The sequence below is a fragment of the Lysobacter sp. Soil_N_51 genome (assembly GCF_057655755.1).
Window position 1 is genome coordinate 276,847 of record NZ_JBDGLR010000003.1, and the last position, 16,256, is coordinate 293,102.

At 68.2% G+C, this 16,256-nt stretch carries 12 protein-coding genes; 2 read left to right on the top strand and 10 right to left on the bottom strand.

Annotation, left to right across the window (positions count from 1 at the left end; genetic code table 11):
- Positions 1 to 4: 4 nt before the first annotated feature.
- The 4 genes from AC3A4T_RS06640 to AC3A4T_RS06655 form a co-directional block, all read right to left on the bottom strand.
- Positions 5 to 1,663 carry a CHASE2 domain-containing protein gene (locus AC3A4T_RS06640; RefSeq protein ID WP_487674667.1) on the bottom strand — a complete coding sequence of 553 codons (1,659 nt, stop codon included), beginning with the start codon at positions 1,661 to 1,663 and terminating at the stop codon, positions 5 to 7.
- On the bottom strand, positions 1,660 to 3,366 hold the full coding sequence (locus AC3A4T_RS06645) for a FecR domain-containing protein (RefSeq protein WP_487674668.1): 1,707 nt from the start codon (positions 3,364 to 3,366) through the stop codon (positions 1,660 to 1,662). The genes AC3A4T_RS06640 and AC3A4T_RS06645 overlap by 4 nt, the downstream gene beginning before the upstream one ends.
- 498 nt (positions 3,367 to 3,864) lie before the next feature.
- Complete coding sequence (locus AC3A4T_RS06650) at positions 3,865 to 5,730, bottom strand: DUF885 domain-containing protein (RefSeq protein WP_487674669.1); 1,866 nt, start codon at positions 5,728 to 5,730, stop codon at positions 3,865 to 3,867.
- Between the two features lie 303 nt (positions 5,731 to 6,033).
- Complete coding sequence (locus tag AC3A4T_RS06655) at positions 6,034 to 6,948, bottom strand: TolB family protein (RefSeq protein WP_487674670.1); 915 nt, start codon at positions 6,946 to 6,948, stop codon at positions 6,034 to 6,036.
- 142 nt (positions 6,949 to 7,090) lie between these two features.
- On the opposite strand from AC3A4T_RS06655, the gene AC3A4T_RS06660 reads away from it, so the two are divergent.
- The gene (locus AC3A4T_RS06660; protein ID WP_487674671.1) at positions 7,091 to 8,164 is read left to right on the top strand and encodes a sensor histidine kinase; all 1,074 of its coding nucleotides are present in this window, start codon (positions 7,091 to 7,093) and stop codon (positions 8,162 to 8,164) included.
- On the top strand, positions 8,161 to 8,931 hold the full coding sequence (locus tag AC3A4T_RS06665; protein WP_487674672.1) for a LytR/AlgR family response regulator transcription factor: 771 nt from the start codon (positions 8,161 to 8,163) through the stop codon (positions 8,929 to 8,931). Before AC3A4T_RS06660 ends, AC3A4T_RS06665 begins: the two co-directional genes overlap by 4 nt.
- Before the next feature lie 310 nt (positions 8,932 to 9,241).
- Here AC3A4T_RS06665 and AC3A4T_RS06670 read toward each other — a convergent pair whose 3' ends face one another.
- The 6 genes from AC3A4T_RS06670 to trxA form a co-directional block, all read right to left on the bottom strand.
- Complete coding sequence (locus AC3A4T_RS06670) at positions 9,242 to 10,054, bottom strand: queuosine precursor transporter (protein WP_487674673.1); 813 nt, start codon at positions 10,052 to 10,054, stop codon at positions 9,242 to 9,244.
- Positions 10,051 to 11,256 carry a PQQ-dependent sugar dehydrogenase gene (locus AC3A4T_RS06675; protein ID WP_487674674.1) on the bottom strand — a complete coding sequence of 402 codons (1,206 nt, stop codon included), beginning with the start codon at positions 11,254 to 11,256 and terminating at the stop codon, positions 10,051 to 10,053. Before AC3A4T_RS06675 ends, AC3A4T_RS06670 begins: the two co-directional genes overlap by 4 nt.
- A complete protein-coding gene (locus AC3A4T_RS06680; RefSeq protein ID WP_487674675.1) occupies positions 11,253 to 11,933 on the bottom strand; it encodes a DUF502 domain-containing protein in 681 nt (226 codons plus the stop codon). The genes AC3A4T_RS06675 and AC3A4T_RS06680 overlap by 4 nt, the downstream gene beginning before the upstream one ends.
- Before the next feature lie 505 nt (positions 11,934 to 12,438).
- The gene (locus AC3A4T_RS06685; protein WP_487674676.1) at positions 12,439 to 14,418 is read right to left on the bottom strand and encodes a serine/threonine-protein kinase; all 1,980 of its coding nucleotides are present in this window, start codon (positions 14,416 to 14,418) and stop codon (positions 12,439 to 12,441) included.
- Positions 14,419 to 14,624: 206 nt separating this feature from the next.
- Positions 14,625 to 15,083: a DUF4442 domain-containing protein gene (locus AC3A4T_RS06690; protein ID WP_487674677.1), complete on the bottom strand. Its 459-nt coding sequence runs from the start codon at positions 15,081 to 15,083 to the stop codon at positions 14,625 to 14,627.
- Positions 15,084 to 15,210: 127 nt separating this feature from the next.
- On the bottom strand, positions 15,211 to 16,080 hold the full coding sequence (trxA, locus tag AC3A4T_RS06695; RefSeq protein WP_487674678.1) for a thioredoxin: 870 nt from the start codon (positions 16,078 to 16,080) through the stop codon (positions 15,211 to 15,213).
- Positions 16,081 to 16,256 lie beyond the last annotated feature (176 nt).

Genomic DNA, 16,256 nt, shown 5'->3' on the forward strand with positions numbered 1-16,256 from the left:
TGCCTCAAACCTCGCCCAACCGCCCCGCCTCACGCCGATCGCGCCCGTTCTCCTTGGCGCGATACAAGGCCGCATCGGCCCCGTCGAACAAGGTCCGCACATGCGTGTGGACGCCCGGGACGCAGGTGTATAGGCCGATGCTCAGGCTGACTCGCTGGTCGGCGGCGCCTTCGCCGTATCGCGCGTCCAGACTGCGCATGTCGGCGAGGATCGCGTCGGCGACGCGGGCGGCGCCTTCGACGTGGGTGTCGGGCAGGATCACCGCGAACTCGTCGCCGCCGAAACGCGCGGCGAGGTCGCGCGGGCGGCGCGCGTGCGAGGCGATGATCTGGGCGATCTGGCGCAGCAGTTTGTCGCCGGCGCGGTGGCCTTCGGAATCGTTGTAGGCCTTGAAGAAATCCACGTCGATCAAGGCCAGCGACATCGGCGCGCGGGTGCGCCGCGCGCTCGACAGTTCGCGCTGCAACACGTGATCGAAACGGCGGCGGTTGCCGAGTTGGGTCAGGGTGTCGACGTTGGCTTCGCGCCGCCAATGGCGCAGGTGGCCGATCAGCCAGGCCAGATAGGCCAGCGCGATCATCACGATCGTCGACGCCGGCGGAAACCACACGTCGCCCAGGCGCAGCAGCAGCACGCTGCCGGCCGCGGTCGCGAGCGCGGTCGCGCCTAGGGTCAGCAACGGGCGCTGGAAACGCGGATGCAGCATCAGCAGGACCACGGCGAACAGCATCGCCGCGGCCAGCAAGGCCTGCCACAGCGGCCGCAACGGCACGATCGCGCGATCGTGCAGCAGCATCTCGATCACGTTGGCCTGGTACTCGGCGCCGTGCATGCGCAGATCGTCGGACATCGGGGTGAGGTAGCTCGGCACCAGGCCGGTCGCGGTCACGCCGATCACCACCCAGCGCCCGCGCAGCAGGTCGGCCGGGACTTCGCCGTTCAATACGTCCGAATACGAGACCTGGCCGAAGGTGCCCGGCGGTCCGGCGAAGCGGATGCGCACGTAGTTATCGCGCGTCCATTGGTACGGCGAGCCGTGTGCGTCGGCGGGACGGCGCAGGCCCGGCAGCGGATCGGGCACGCTGGCCGGTTCCAGCCCGATCAGGGCCAGGCCGAGCGCGGGCCAGCGCGATTCGCCGAGGCCGGCCTTGAGGTACATGCCGCGGGTGGTGCCTTCGGCGTCGAGTTCGATGTCGGTGTGGCCCAGGGTGGTCGCGGCGGTCGCGATCACCGGGGTCGGCAGCACTTCCACCGGCGGCGCGTTCTGGCGCAGCGGCGCGGTGGTCACCGGCAGGGCGACGCGGCCGAGCCGGCGCATCGCGGTGGCGAGCACACGGTCGTGTTCGTCGCCGCTGCGGTCGGCTTCGGCCAGCACCAGATCGAGCGCGACGCCGCGCACGCCGGCGTAGCCGAGACGATCGAGCATCTGCGCGTGGATGTCGCGCGGCCACGGCCATTGGCCGATGTCGTTGAGGCTGCGGTCGTCGATGGCGACGATCACCACGTCGTCGTCGGGCGCATAGGTCCACTGCGACAGATGCAGGTCGTAGAGAAAATCGTCGAGCCGCCAGGTCGCGCCGCTGACGGTCAGCAACGCGGCCAGGCCACCGGCCAGCAGAGCGGCACCGCCACGCATCAGCCTGGACAGCGCGCTTGGGGTCATAAGGCCAGCAGCAACAAGGCCGCGCCGGCGGCGCCGGCGCCGTAGCACAGGCGACACGGCAGGCGGATCTGCTGGGCGGGGCCGTACGGCGCGGCGTAGCCGTCGTCCTCGATCGTCTGCACGCGCACGTACCACGTCCCGCCGCCGGGACGCTTGAGTTCCACTTGCGGCACGTCGACTTCTTGTTCGAGCAGCAGCTTGGCGAAGTCGGGTTTGCGCGCGATCTGCACGCGGTAGCGCTGGCCGGGTTCGCCTTTCTGCCAGCGCAGGGTCAGCTGGCCCTTGGCCGCCTGCGGCGATTCCAGTCCCGGATCGACCGGCGCGTCGCTGACGGTGAACGGCAACGCGTTGCCGAAGCGACCGGTGCGGCCGGTGGCGTCGCGCGAGGCGACTCGCCAGAAGTAGTTGCCGGGCGGCAGCGCATCGTCGGGGCGATAGCGTTGGCCCTTGAGTTCGGTATCGACCAGCGGTTTTTCGAAGCGATCGTCGCGCGCCAGTTGCAGGCGGGTGCGTTCGGCGTCGGCGGCGTGCGCCCATTCGAACCGCGGCCGCGGCACGCTTACGGTCTGGCCGTCGAGCGGGCTGATCGTCAGCGGCGGCAGCGGATGATCGTTGACGGTGAACACGCGTTCGCTGTCGCGGCCGCTCAGGCCGTTGCCGGCGATCGCGCGCACCAGCAGGCGCTGGCGTCCGGCCGGCAGATCGTCGATGCGCACTTGGGTTGTGTCGACGCGGCTTTCGTACAGCAACACTTCCGGTGCGTCGTCGCGGACCACTTCGACTCGGTAGCCGATCGCGCCTTGTACCGGCGTCCACGCCACATTGGCCGGCAGTTGATCGAGGCGCGTGTTCGCGTCGAGCAGGCTTGGCGCCGGCAGCAGCGCGATCGCGGCGGCGGGCGCGGCGCCGGCCGCGGCGACCGTGCCGAAACCGGGCAACACCAGCACCTGGCCACGCTGCGCGCCGACCTGGACCTTGCCTTCGAGCACTTCGGTCGCATCCGCCGCGCCGCCGTCGCCGGCGCTGACGCGGAAGTGGGTGCCGCGCACGCTGGAGGTCGCCGACGGGGTTTCGATGATGTAGCGCGAGGCCGGGCCCTTGGCCGGGATCACCCGATTGCTGGTGCGGCCGCGCTGCAGGCGCATGCGCGTGTCGACCATGCCGGTGCTGCCGTAGCTGCTGAGTTCGTCGAACACGATGCGGCTGTTGTCTTGCACCATCAAGCGCGAGCCGTCGGCGAATTCCAGGGTCGCGCTGGCGCCGGGGCCGGTTTCCAGGCGATTGCCGATGCCGATGCGCATGCCTTCGCTGACCAAGCGGGCTGGCGCGGTGTCGGAGGCCAGCACGTTGACCGCGCCGCGCACCGCGACGACCTTGGCCTTCGCCGGTTCGATCCTCAGCCAGCCGATCGGGAACGCCATGCGCGTGCCCGGCGGCAGGTGATAGGGGTTGGCGATGCGGTTGTGTTCCTGCAGGCGGCGCCAGTTGATGCCGGCCTTGAGGTGCTTGGCGCCGAGGTCCCACAAGGTGTCGCCGGGACGCACCCGATAGCTCCAGTCCTGGGCCTGGGCCATACCGCAGCCGGCCAGCAGCAGCGCCGACACGGCGAGGCAACGACCCAGGCGCTGGCGCAGGGCGGCGGCCGGCGCGCGCCGGCGGGCGGGCGTCGCGTCAAGGGGCGAGGGCGCAGGTATCGAAGACATCCGTATTCCGGGCTGAGTGAGACGACGTGTGCCAGCAGAAGCCGGCAGGAGGCACAGCAACCTGCAATTATGCGGCTTCGGTCACGTTTTTTCCGCCATCTGCCTGGCCGAACGTGGCCTGGGGCGGACGGAGGGTGTCGGCCAGTACCTCGATTGCGTATGTCTCCAAAGTGGATGCGACGATTCGGCCGGCGTCATGCCGGCTGACTCAGTGCGTACTTCGGGAGGATCGTAGCGCCGATGCGGGCCACTTTGGGGGCGGCGGCAGGCACGAGGGTTCGGGCGCCGCGGTTGGATCGGCCGGTGGCGGCGGAGCGGACCGGAAGCGGCCGCCGTTCGGGTTCGGCCGGCGCGTGGCGCGGCTTGTCCGGGTGAGGCTTCGCGGCGGTTCGGCGCTCGTGCGCCGCTCGCACGGGCGCTTCGCGATGCCCGCGGCTCGCCGCGACGACGCCGAGGCTCGCCGGTTCGCACCGGCGCGCGCCCGCGCCGTCGCGCGACTCAGCCCTTCTTCGCCGCGATCCAGCGATCGATCTTGCCGTCCAGCACGTCCAGCGGCACCGAGCCGTCCTTGAGCACTTCGGCGTGGAACTCGCGAATGTCGAAACGCGCGCCCAGGGCTTTCTCCGCGCGCTTGCGCAGTTCCATGATCTTGAGTTCGCCGATCTTGTACGCCAGCGCCTGGCCAGGAATGGCCATGTAGCGTTCGGCTTCGGCGGTCGCCTGGGTTTCGCTTTCGGCCGAGTTGGCCAGCATGTAGGCGATCACCTGTTCGCGGGTCCAGCCCTTGCTGTGCAGGCCGGTGTCGACGACCAGACGGATCGCGCGCCACAACTCGTTCTGCAGATAACCGAAGCGGTCGTACGGGGTTTCGTACACGCCCAGCGCGGTGCCGAGCGATTCGGCGTACAGGCCCCAGCCTTCGCTGAAAGCGGTCTCGCCGCCGAAGCGGCGGAACTTCGGCAGATCGGTGAGTTCCTGCTGCAAGGCCAGCTGGAAGTGATGGCCCGGGATCGCTTCGTGCAGGTACAGGTCTTCGGCGTCCCAGGTCTTGCGCGTGGGCAGGTCGAAGGTGTTGACGTAGAAGATGCCCGGACGGCTGCCGTCTTCGCTGGGCCGCATGTACGAGCCGCCCGCGGCCGATTGCGCGCGATACGCCTCGACCGGACGAATCTCGAACGGCGCCTTAGGGGTCAGCGAGAACAGTTGCGGGACCTTCTTGTTGATCTTCGCTTCCAGGCCGCGGTAATGCGCGAGCAGCGCCGGTTCGTCCTTGAAGGTGAAGCGCGGGTCGGTCTGCATGAACTTGAAGAAGTCCTGCAGCGTGCCCTTGAACTTCAGCTCGACCAGGATCGAATTCATCTCGCCGTGGATGCGCGCGACTTCGTCCAGGCCGATCTGGTGAATCTGTGCCGGGGTCATCGACGTGGTGGTGGAACGGCGCGCGTTGAACGCGTACCACGCCTCACCGTTCGGCAATGCGCTCATGCCGGCGCTATCGCGGGTGTGCGGCAGGTAATCGTCGCGGACGAAATCGCGCAGGCGTCGGTAAGCCGGCATCAGCTGAGTCTCGATCATGCGACGGTAATCGTCGTTGAGCCGGGTCTTGTCGGCCTGCGAAAACGACGCCGGCAGATTCGCGATGGGCTTCCAGAACAGGCTGTCTTCGGGCTTGTCCTTGACCAGCGCATCGAGCTGCGACACCACCTTGACCATCAGCGGCTTGGGCTGGACCACACCGCGCTTGATGCCTTCGCGGCTGTTGGCGATGAGCTGGTCGAACACCACCGGCACCAGCCCGCCGCGCTTGAGCCAGTTGTCGTAGTCGGCGACGGTCTTGAACGGTTGCGAACCGGTGCCCGAACCGAGCTGGGCGACGCTGGAGGCGAAATTGCCGAACTGGTTGATCGGTTGCAGCCAGGTCGGGTAGCGATCGGATTCCAGATCCATCTTCGCGTTGCGCACGAAGATTTCGTAGCTCAGCAGATCCTGCGCGGACAGGCCTTGCGGGCCGACCGCTTCGATGGTCTTGAGCCAGCGCTGGGTGAATTCGCGGCCTTGCTTGCGGAATTGCGCGCTGGCGATGTTGGGCAGCTGATCGTTGTAGCGCGGATCGCCTTGCGCGGTGGCGCGCAGCGGATTGAGCTTGAGTTGTTCTTCCCAATACTGCTCGTACAGGCGCTTGAGTTTGTCGGCCTTGGTCTGCACGGTGACCGCGGGCGCGGCCGACGCGGCCGGGGTGGATTGGGCGAACGCGGGCAGGGCCAGGCACAGCGTGCCGGCCAGGGCGAGCGACACGGCCGCGCGCAAGGCGAGCGCGGGCGCGCGGCGGGGCGTGCTGGAACGACGGAACGGGGACGGGCGCATGCGGCATCGATCCGGACGGATGGAATGGCAGACTCGCGCGCGCCGTGCGCGAGGGCATGAGCCGAAGGTCATGCGAGATGGTGCGCGGGGGCGATGTCGGTCGCGTTTGGCGATGTGCGCCGCGAATGTGGGTTTCGCACTGTAGGAGCGGCGCAAGCCGCGACCGCGTAGCCGCACGGTCGCGGCGAACCTGCGAGGACGCGGTCGCGGCTCGCGCCGCTCCTACAGGGGGTCGACCCACTCGCGTTGCGACCGGATTTTGTGTCTACCGCGAGCGTGTCGCTCGCGGTAGACACACGGCGCTCAATCGTCCAGATCCGGCAAGCGCAGGCGGGTGCTGTAAAAGTCGCTCGGCTGGCCGATGTCGCGCGCGAAGAACAGCAGGCCGCGGTCCCACAGCACGGTCGGATGGAATTCGTCCCAGGCGGAGTTGACGCAGGGGCCGAGGTTCTTCGGCGTGCCGAAGCTGCCGTCGCGCTGCTGCCGCGCCGCGTACAGATCGCCCCAGCCGTAGCCCAGGTCGGGCAGCGGATCGCCGGGGAAATCCAGGCGGGTGAACAGCAGGATGCGGCCGTCGGGCGAGATCTCCGGGTTGAATTCCCAGCGCTGCGCGCTGTTGACCGCGCCGGCGATTTTTTCCGCCGGTGCGTACTGGCCGTCGTGTTGGCGCCGGCTGCGGTAGATGTCGAATTCGCCGTCGCGGTCGCTGGCGAAATACACCGTGCCGCGCAGGTCCATGCTCGGATACAACTCATCGCCGCCGCTGTTGACCGACGCGCCCAGGTTCCGCGGTTCGCCCCATCCGCGCGGGCCGCGGCGAGCGATCCACACGTCCATCTTCGCCGCCACGCCGTCGGCGCGCGGCCGTTCGGAGGAGAACACCAGATAGCGACCGTCGGGCGATACGAACGGGTCCATGTCGCTGTGGATGCCGGAGAACGGCGCGACCTGCGGTGTGCTCCAGCCCGATGGCTGCCGCTGCGAGGTCATGATGGTCGCGCGTTCGCGCGTGCCCGGCCACCAGCCGGTGGTGGTCGCCCAATAGGCGCGCAGCCGGGTCGGGGTGAAACTCAGTCGCCATTCCCAGCGCGGCGTGGAGATGGTGCCTTCTTCGAATTTGCGCACCGGCGGGCACGATTCGGCGGCATGGGCGGGCATCACGGTAATGGCGAGCACGCAGGCGCTGACAGCGACGGCAAGATGCGAGCGAAGCGACATGGCGGCATTCCTGTGGGAAGTGGCCGCAGCCTGCGCCGGCGAATTCGGGATGGGCATATCGCTGGGACGAATACTCGGATCGCCGGGACCAACGCCGCTTCCGCGATTGCCAGCGCGGCGATGCCGGTCCAGCATGGCCGGCATGCGCAATCGACTGTCGCTGCTGCTGGTGGTGCTGGGCTGGTGGACCCTCAATGGCCTGATCTGGGTCGGCCAGGTCGCGACCATGCGCGAAGCCGCCGGACAGGCGCCGCAATGGGCCGATACGCTGCGCCAGCAAATGGCCAGCGCTTGGCTGTGGGTGCCGATCACCTTGTTCCTGCTGCGGGTGGTACGCCGCTATCCGTTCGAACGCGGCCGGCATGCGCGCGCGGCGCTGGCGCAGGCCGCTGCGGTGGCGCTGGTGATCGTGTCGCGCGCGCTGGCGGTGATCGGCTTGAACGCTTGGATCGGTTGGTATGCGGTGCTGCCGCCGTTGGGCGAGGTGCTGATCGCCAGCGTACTCAACAATCTGTTGATGAGCTGGATGATCGTCGGCGTCGCGCATGCGCTGGTCTACGCGCGCCGCGCGCGCCGTCGCGAGCGCCAGGCGATGCAGCTGGAAGCGCGGCTGGCGCGCGCGCGGCTGGATGCGCTGACCGCGCAGCTCAACCCGCATTTCCTGTTCAATGCTTTGAATTCGATCGCCGAGATGGTGCATCGCGATCCCGACGGCGCCGATCGGATGCTGGTCGATCTGGGCGCGCTGTTGCGCCACAGCCTGGACAGTTCGCGCAGCCAGGAAATTGCCTTGCGCGACGAACTGGCCGCGCTCGATCATTACATCGGTATCGAGAAGATTCGTCTCGGCGAACGCCTGCGGGTGCGCTGGTCGATCGACTCGGCGCTGCTCGATGCGCAGGTGCCGCAGTTGCTTCTGCAACCGCTGGTCGAGAACGCGATCCATCACGCCGTGGCGACCCGCACCACGCCGGGACAGGTGTCGGTATGCGCGCAACGCGATCATGCCCATCTGCTGCTGGAAGTCAGCGACGACGGCGGCCAGCGCAGCGCGCCGCCGGGCAATGGCCTAGCGCTGGGCAATACCCGCGAGCGCCTGCGGTGTTTGTACGGCGACGATCATCGGTTCGAGATTGGTGCGCGCACCGGTGGCGGCACTCAGGTCTGCCTGCGCTTGCCGTTACGGATGGCGACGGTCGGCGAGGCGGCGGCGTGAGCGCGTCCAGTATGGCCGGGCCGGGTATGGGCGCGCCGCTGCGCGCGGTCGTGGTCGACGACGAGGCGATGTCGCGCGCGCGTCTGCGTCGTCTGCTGGGGCAGCAGCGCGATGTCGAGGTCGTCGCCGAATGCGGCGACGGCGACAGCGCCTTGGCGGCGTTGCGGCGTCTGCGTCCGGACGTGGTATTTCTGGACATCCGTCTGCCCGACCTCAACGGGTTCGGCGTGATCGACGCGTTACCCTCCGAACAGCGACCGCAGGTGGTGTTCGTGACCGCGCATGCCGAGCATGCGCTGCGCGCGTTCGACGCGCAGGCGGTGGACTATCTGCTCAAGCCGTATTCGGCCGAACGTTTGCAGGCGGCGTTGGAGCGTATCCGTCGCTTGCGTGCGCCTGCGCCGGCGATGCCGTTCGCCGCATCGGCCGAGGGCTTCGCGCAGCGGCTGGCGGTGCCGGTCGGCGCGCGTCTGCGTCTGCTGCCGGTCGAGACGATCGAATGCGTGATCGCGCGGAGCAACTACGTCGAGCTGCGCGCCGACGGTCAGACCTATGTGTTGCGCGAGACCCTGAGCGGCCTGCAGGCGAGGTTGGACCCGCGCCGCTTCGTGCGCATCCATCGCTCGCGGATCGTGCGCGTGGATGCGGTGCGCGACATCGAGCATCTCGACGGCGGGCGCTATGTGCTGCGGCTGGCGAACGGGCTGCGCCTGGCCAGCGGCGCGAGTTATCGCGAACGGGTGCGCGAGGCGATGGGGTTGGGGTGATCTCGCAGTGCGCTCGCTGCCGCTGCGTTGTTTGCGCATGGCCTTCGTTTCGGGTCTCGCCACCGTCTGCATAGTTTTCGTCATTCCCGCGAACGCGGGAATCCAGCGACTTTAATCGTGGCTGCACGAAAGCCACTGGATTCCCGCGTTCGCGGGAATGACGAATTGAGAGATGGCGCTGAAGTCTCTGGATCCCCGCCTTCGCGGGGATGACGTTCTTGAGGAGCGCGTCCTGGGGTGGTGAGGTTCCGATTGGAGTCTCGCGTGGTCTATTGCGATGAGGCTCTTGAAGACCGTCAACACCAGCCACTCAATCCGCCGCCGCCTCATCGCGCAGCTGCTTCGCCCGCGCATGGCCCAGATAGCCGTGAATCCACACCCGCAGCAGATAGATCAACGGAATCATCGCGAACGCCGCCAGCATCTTGTAGCCGTAGTTGACCGTGCCGATCGCCAGGAACTGCGGGATCGGCCAATGCTGCGGGCCGAGTACGAAGGCGATGTACAGCACCACGAAGCTGTCGACCAGTTGCGAGACCGCGGTCGAGCCGGTCGCGCGCAGCCAGATGTGCTTGTCGCCGGTGGCGCTGCGGATGCGGTGGAACACCGCCACGTCAATCAGCTGGCCCAGCATGAAGGCGACCAGCGAGCCGCCGATGCTCCACATGCCCTGGCCGAAGATCGCCGCGAACGCGGCCTGGTAGTCGGGCACGCCCTGCGCCTGCGCGGCCTTGACCCACCAGTCGGCCGGCGCCAGCGCGATCGCGGCGAACGCGAACACGAAGCCGTAGGCGATCAGGATCGCCGCCAGCCACGAGATCAGACGCACGCCGCGACGGCCGAAGAACTCGTTGATGACGTCGGTCATCAGGAACACCACCGGCCACAGCAGGGTGCCGGCGGTGAAGTTCAACGAGCCGGTCTGGCCGAACAGATTCCATTGCAGCGGGGCGATGCCGAGGGTGTCTTCCAGCGCGAAGATCTTGACCCCGATGAACTCGGCCAACGCCGCGTTGACGCAGAAGAACGCCGACAACACGATGAACAAACGCAGCGAGCGATCCTGCAAGGTGCGCGTGCCTTCACCACCGGCGAACGGAATGCTGGGCTCGCCCGCGCTCACCGCTTGGGCCTCACCCGGTAGATCACGCCGCTCTTGTCGTCAGTGAACAGGAAACTGTCGCGGCCGGTGTGCAGCACGTCGCAGGGACGACCCAGTACCTTGCCGTCGGCGAGGAAACCGGTGATCAGATCGCCGCCGCTGCGGCCGTCGGCCTTGACCCGCACCAGGCGGTAACCGTGGTTGAGCGCGAGCTTGCTGGCGCCGTGCAGCGCGACCACGAACTCGTCGCTCAACTGGCCCTTGTCGCTGGACGGAAACCAGGCCAAGCCCAGTGCGGAAGCGTGCGAGGGGAAATACGAGAAGGTCTTGGGCGCGCTCGCGCAGCCGCTCTTGCGCGGAAACTTCGGATCGGCCGCGACCTTGCCGTTGTTGTAGTAGCAATACGGCCAGCCGTAATCGGCGCCGTCATTGACCACGAACATGGTTTCGTCGGGCTTCTGGTCGCCCAGGTGATCGGAGCCCTGATTGGTCGCATACAACTTGCCGTCGCGGTACAGCAGGCCGACCGCGTTGCGCAGGCCGCGCGCGTAGATGCGGCGCTGGCTGCCGTCGGGATTCATCTGCAGGATCGCCGCGCGCACGTCTTCTTTTTCCACGCAGGCGTTGCAGCTGCTGCCGACTGAGACGTACAGCTTGCCGTTGCCGAAGGCCAAGGTGCGGGTCAGGTGCCAGCCGCCGTATTTGTAGCTCAGGCCGTAGTCCGGGAAGCTCGCCAGCACTTCGGGTTCGGACGAAGGCTTGAGGTCGCCGTTGCGGTAGCGATAGCGCAGCAGCTTGTCGGTGTTGGCCAGGTACAGCCACGACTGGCCGGCGGCGTCGGTGTGGAAGGCGACGCTGTTGGGGTTGCGCTGCTTGTCCAGGTACACCGAGACCTTGGTGTAGCGCTCGGTCTTTTCGTCCCAGCCGTCGAGCGCGTACACGCGGCCGAGCTTGTTGTCGCTCAGGTTCTGCATGTCGGTGACGAACACCCGGCCGTCCGGGCTGCGGGCGAAGAAGCGCACGCGCTTAAGCCCTTGCACGACCGGCACGATTTCCAGATTGGCCGGCAGGTTGAGCGAGAAGCTGCGGCCGTCGTCGAGCTTGACCGGGTGCGGCGTCAGCGGCGCGGCCGCGGCGTGGGCGGTGTCGGCGAACAACGCGACGCCGCACAACAACGCGGTCGCGGCGGCGGTGCGGGCCAGACAGGCCAGAACTAAGGTCATGGAGTGCGCTCCGAATCGGCAGTGGCGCCCGCTGCGGGCGCGGAGAAGGGGATGGTCGACGGCGAGACCGCGCCGCCGGAGATGATGAAGCTCATCGCCTGATCGACGGTCCAGTCGGTCGGGGTGATCAGTTCGACCGGCACGATTTCCAGATAACCCGAGGTCGGGTTGGGCGTGGTCGGCACGTACACCGCGGCGAGTTCGCGGCCGGTGCCCTCCTCGCGCATGACCTTGGTGACGAAGCCGATCGATTTCATCTGGTTGTGCGGGAAATCCACCAGCACCACGCGCTGGGTGCCGTCGGGCTTGGTCTGCAGGATGTCGAGCAACTGGCGCGCGCTGCCGTAGATGGTGTTGGCCAGCGGGATGCGCTTGATCATCGCCTCGAACCAGCGCAGGACGGTCTGGCCGACGACGCGGCGCGCCATCGCGCCCGACAGCAGGATCACGCCGACGGTCGCGATCAGGGCGATCGCGGTCTGCACCCATTGATCGTTCAACCAGCCCAGGGCCTGCGGCGAGGTGGTCGCCAGGTTCTCGAGCAGCGGGCCGATCAGCGGACGGCTGGTGTCGGACAGCAGCACGAATACGAACTTGACCACGACCCAGGTCAGCCAGATCGGCAGCAGGGTCAACAGGCCGGTGAGGAACAGGCGTTGCAGATTGGGCGGGCGCATGGCGCGGATTGTAGGGGAGGGCGGTGGGTTGCGTGGTGTCTGGGTCGTGCTCGGTTTGGCGGTGGCGGTTGGGAGGTGGTGCGTGGGGAGGTGGATGGCGCCGTGGAGGCGCGGGTGCGGCTTGGGTGGTTACGTGTTGTTGCGCGGGCTGGAAGCGAATCCCCCGCGCCGATCGATTTGTAGCTGCGGGGTGCGACGTTGGGCGCTCGCCCCCCCCAACAAAGTGGGCGATGGTTTTCGTGGCTTCGGTGGGGTGTGAGCGTTGCGGCCGCTCAGGTTTGCTTCGAGCATCTGGGTGCGCACGCGTGCAAAGCTGACGATCGCGCCAGCCTGCGCCGAAACGGTGACCCGGACTGGCGCTACATGCGCTCGATCAGGCGCGCCAACACATCGCCCACTTTGGTGAGGGGGCGAGCGCCTTGCGCAGGTACGAAGTCAAATCACTGCTGCGTCGCGGGGGATTCGCTTTTGCCCGACGATGCAAAGGCCAACAGCACCAACGGCTTCAGCGCTCACGCACCAACCGGAACCCCACATCGTCATACCCGCGCCCCGCGCTCAGCGGACGCTGCGCGCTGCCGCTGCGCCAAGACCCGCCGCCGACCTGCCGTTGCTGGCAGTTGCGGCCGCAATCGGCCGACCACATCGACAGGGCGCGGCCGCTGCTGCCCGGCATGCGCTGGGCTTCGTCGGCGGTCGGCAGGCGATAGCGACGGCCGGTCTGCTGGCTGTACCACTGCGCATAGGCTTCGGCGTCGGCGATCGACACGCACACCACCGGTTCGGCTTCGGTCTGGTCGAAGCCCGGTGCTCGCCAGTCCTTCGGCGCGATCACCCGCAGCAGCGACACGCGTTCGCGGCACAGCGCCGGCGCGCGTTGATGGGCGCTGACGAAACGCGCGTATTCGCCGCGGCTGACCGGACGCGGGTTGAAGCTGACCGCGACGCTGGCGGCCGGCGCGACCGCGCTGGTGGCGACGCCGCGCGCGACCGGCGTGTCGCCGGCGATGCCGCGCGCCTGCGCGACCAGTCGGGTCGACACCGCGCGCGGTAAACCGAATTCCTCGGCCAGGGCGATGACCTTGCCGGCATCGGCGCCATCGCCGCGGCGCGCGGCCTGTTCGAGCCGGGTCTGCAGCGCCAGCGCGGCTTTCTCGCGCAGGCCGCGCTGCGCCGGCGAATCGGCGGTGCCGGTCTGCTGGCCCAGCGCGGTGGCGTTGACCAGATGCTCGCGGGCGCGCTGGTCGCGGCCTTCGCGCAGATCGCGGGCCATTTCCTCGGAGAACGCCTGGGTCAGTTCGTCGACCACCACCGCGACTTCCGGATTGGTGCTGTCCAGATGCCAGGCGGTGAGCAGGCTGTTGTACGCGTTGGCGTCGGCCGGCGACGCCAGCCGGCCCTGCGCGATGTAGCCGCGCGCGGCCTGCAGCGAATCCTGCAGCGGCGCCTGCGGCAACGGCGCCATCATCGCCTGGGTCGGGTCTTCGCTGGCGCTGGCCACGGCGGTCTTGTTGGCGGCGTCCGGCGCGACCCGGAAGAAACCGTCCTGCTCGACCCGGTTCAGCGCGAAGGCGATGGTCACCACCGCGATCGCCAGCACCGCCAGCCCGGCCCAGGCCGGCGTGGCCCAGCGCTTGAGCGGACGCAGCCGGCTGGCCATGCGGCCGAAGCCGCTCATCTGCCCGCGGTGTTTGATTTCGGCCAGGGCGACGGCCATTTCGGCGGCGTCGTCGAAACGCTGGTCGGGCTGCTTGGCCAGCGCGCGGTTCATGAAACGCTGCCAGTGCTTGAGCGGTGGCGGCAGTTTCGGAATCGGGTTCTGCGCGTGCATCACCGCCATCGACAGCGCGTCGGGCGCTTCGAACGGCAACCGGCCGGTCAGCATTTCCCAGCACAGCACGCCGAGGCTGTAGAGATCGGCGCGGCCGTCGACTTCCTCGCCGCGCGCCTGCTCGGGCGCCATGTAGGCGGTGCTGCCCACGGCCAGGCCGGTCGCGGTCATGCGCGCGCCGAAGCCGCGCCGCAGGGCGATGCCGAAATCGGCCAGCAGCGGCCGCTCGGTGATGTCGAACAACACGTTCTCGGCCTTGACGTCGCGATGCACGACGCCGCGCGCATGTGCGTACTCCAGCGCCGACAGCAGCGGTTCCATGATCGCGATGACGTCGCTTTCGCCGCGCGCGAAGCCTTGCTCGATGCGCTTGCCCAGATGGCCACGCGGCAGGAACGGCATGGCGTAGTAGGGCAGGCCGTCGCGGGTGCGGCCGACTTCGTGGATGCCGACCACGTGCGGATGTTCCAGCCGCGCGATCGTGCGCACTTCGTTCTCGAAGCGGCGCCGGCTGACCTCGTCGGCCAGCGCGTGCGGCAGCATGATCTTGATCGCCACTTCGCGCCCAAGCGCGATCTGCTCGCCCAGGTAGACCGTGGACAAGCCGCCGTGGTTGATGATCTCGCGCAACCGATAGCCCGGAATTTCCGGCATCGGAACGCTATTGGCATCGTTTTGTGGTGTGAAAGTCGACATTCGCGGCCCCGTGTCGCGACTGCACAGCATACGCTGCCGCAGTGCCCGCGTGAGGCCTAGTGTGTCTTTTCTGTGCCTTTACTTACAAGTAGCGGCGCGGCCGGACGGCGGGTTCGTCTCGATCGCCATACGCGAACGGCGTGCAACGAATGGCGACCGAAGTCTCATCGCGCGACGCGGTCGCGTTTGCGCCGTATGTACAGCTGCTTGCGCACCTTCGCCACGACCTCGCCGGAGGCGTCGACCACGTCGGTGTCGAACCAGCGCAGGTATTTGTCGCCGCCGGCGGTGGCCGCGCGCAATTCCTCCAGCACCGTGTCGTCGAGATCGAACTGGGCATGCACGGTGCCGCGGCCGGGTTTGACGAATTCGATCGCGCCGGCGCGGTCCCAGACGATGTAATCGCGGCCCAGTGCATTCATCGCCAGCAGCATCCAGAACGGGTCGGTCATCGAGAACAGACTGCCGCCGAAGTGGGTACCGACGTAATTGCGGTTCCACGGCCGCATCCGCAACTCGACCCGGGCATGGCGGTAGTCGTCGGCGATGCGGACGACCCGGATGCCGGCAAACAGGAACGGCGGCCACAGGTTCAGGCCGAGTCGCAAGGTGTTGGCTTTCATGGGCAGGGCAGTGGCTAGGGCGGGCCTAGCCTGCCATACGGATGCGTATAGTCAAGCCTCGGGCCGAGATCGCCTTTTCGGGCGTCCCGGTCGGGCCGGCTCGTGCGGCCGGCCGGTCCCGGCCGACTCAGAACAGCAGCGACGCCATCTTGCGGCGGTAGCGGCCGATCAGGTCTTCGTCGGCGACCACCCGGAACGCGTCGATCAGGGCCTTGCGCGGCAGGCCGTCCTGGTAGGCGCGGTCGCGCCGCAGCAGTTCGATGAACTGCTCCAGCCCGGCTTCGTCGCGGCCGGAGGCGATCTGGCGCGCGCCGAGCAGGTAGCGCGCCTGCAGGTCGTCGGGCTGGGCGGCGATGGCGGCTTCCAGGGTCTCGACCGGCGGTGCGTCGCGGGTCACGGCGAGGAAGTTCAGGCGCGAGCGGGCGCGCAGGGTGCGGTCGTCGGTGGCCAGGTTGGCGGGCAGGGCGTCGAGCAACTGCTCGGACTCCGAGGCCGCGCCGGTGGCGAGCAGGGCCAGGGCCAGGTCGAGCTTGAGTTCGGACTTGTCGGGATGCTCGGCGACCTCGTGACGCAGGCGCACGACCTCGGCATGCAGGTCGACCGGCGGCACTTCGACGGGCGCTTCTTCCTCGACCGCGGGCGCGGCCGGTTCGATGCCGTGATGCTTGAGGAATTCGCGCACCGCGCTTTCCGGCAGGGCTTCGGCGAAGCCATCGACCAGCTGCCCGTCCTTGACCAGGAACACGGTCGGGATCGAGCGGATCTGGAACGCCGCGCCGAGCTGCTGTTCGGCCTCGACGTCGACCTTGGCCAGTTCGAACGCGCCGTTGTAATCGGCGGCGAGTTTTTCCAGGATCGGGCCGAGCGTCTTGCACGGCTGGCACCACTCGGCCCAGAAGTCGATCAGGACCGGCACCTGCAGGGATTTCTGCAGCACCTCTTCCTGGAATCGCTCGGTGGTGGCGTCGAATACGTGGGGCTTGGCGGGTGCGGTCATCGGCGGGCTCATGGTTCGTACGCGGGGGTTGCTCCCCGAGGTGGGGACGGTGCGGGGCGCAGGCAAGCCAGTGCAGGCCAGGGTGTGCAGGCGAGAGTGGGCAGGCGAGCGCGCCGCGCGGCAGCGCACGCTAGCATGGCGCGATGAATCGCTCATCGACACCGCCTGCATCCGGA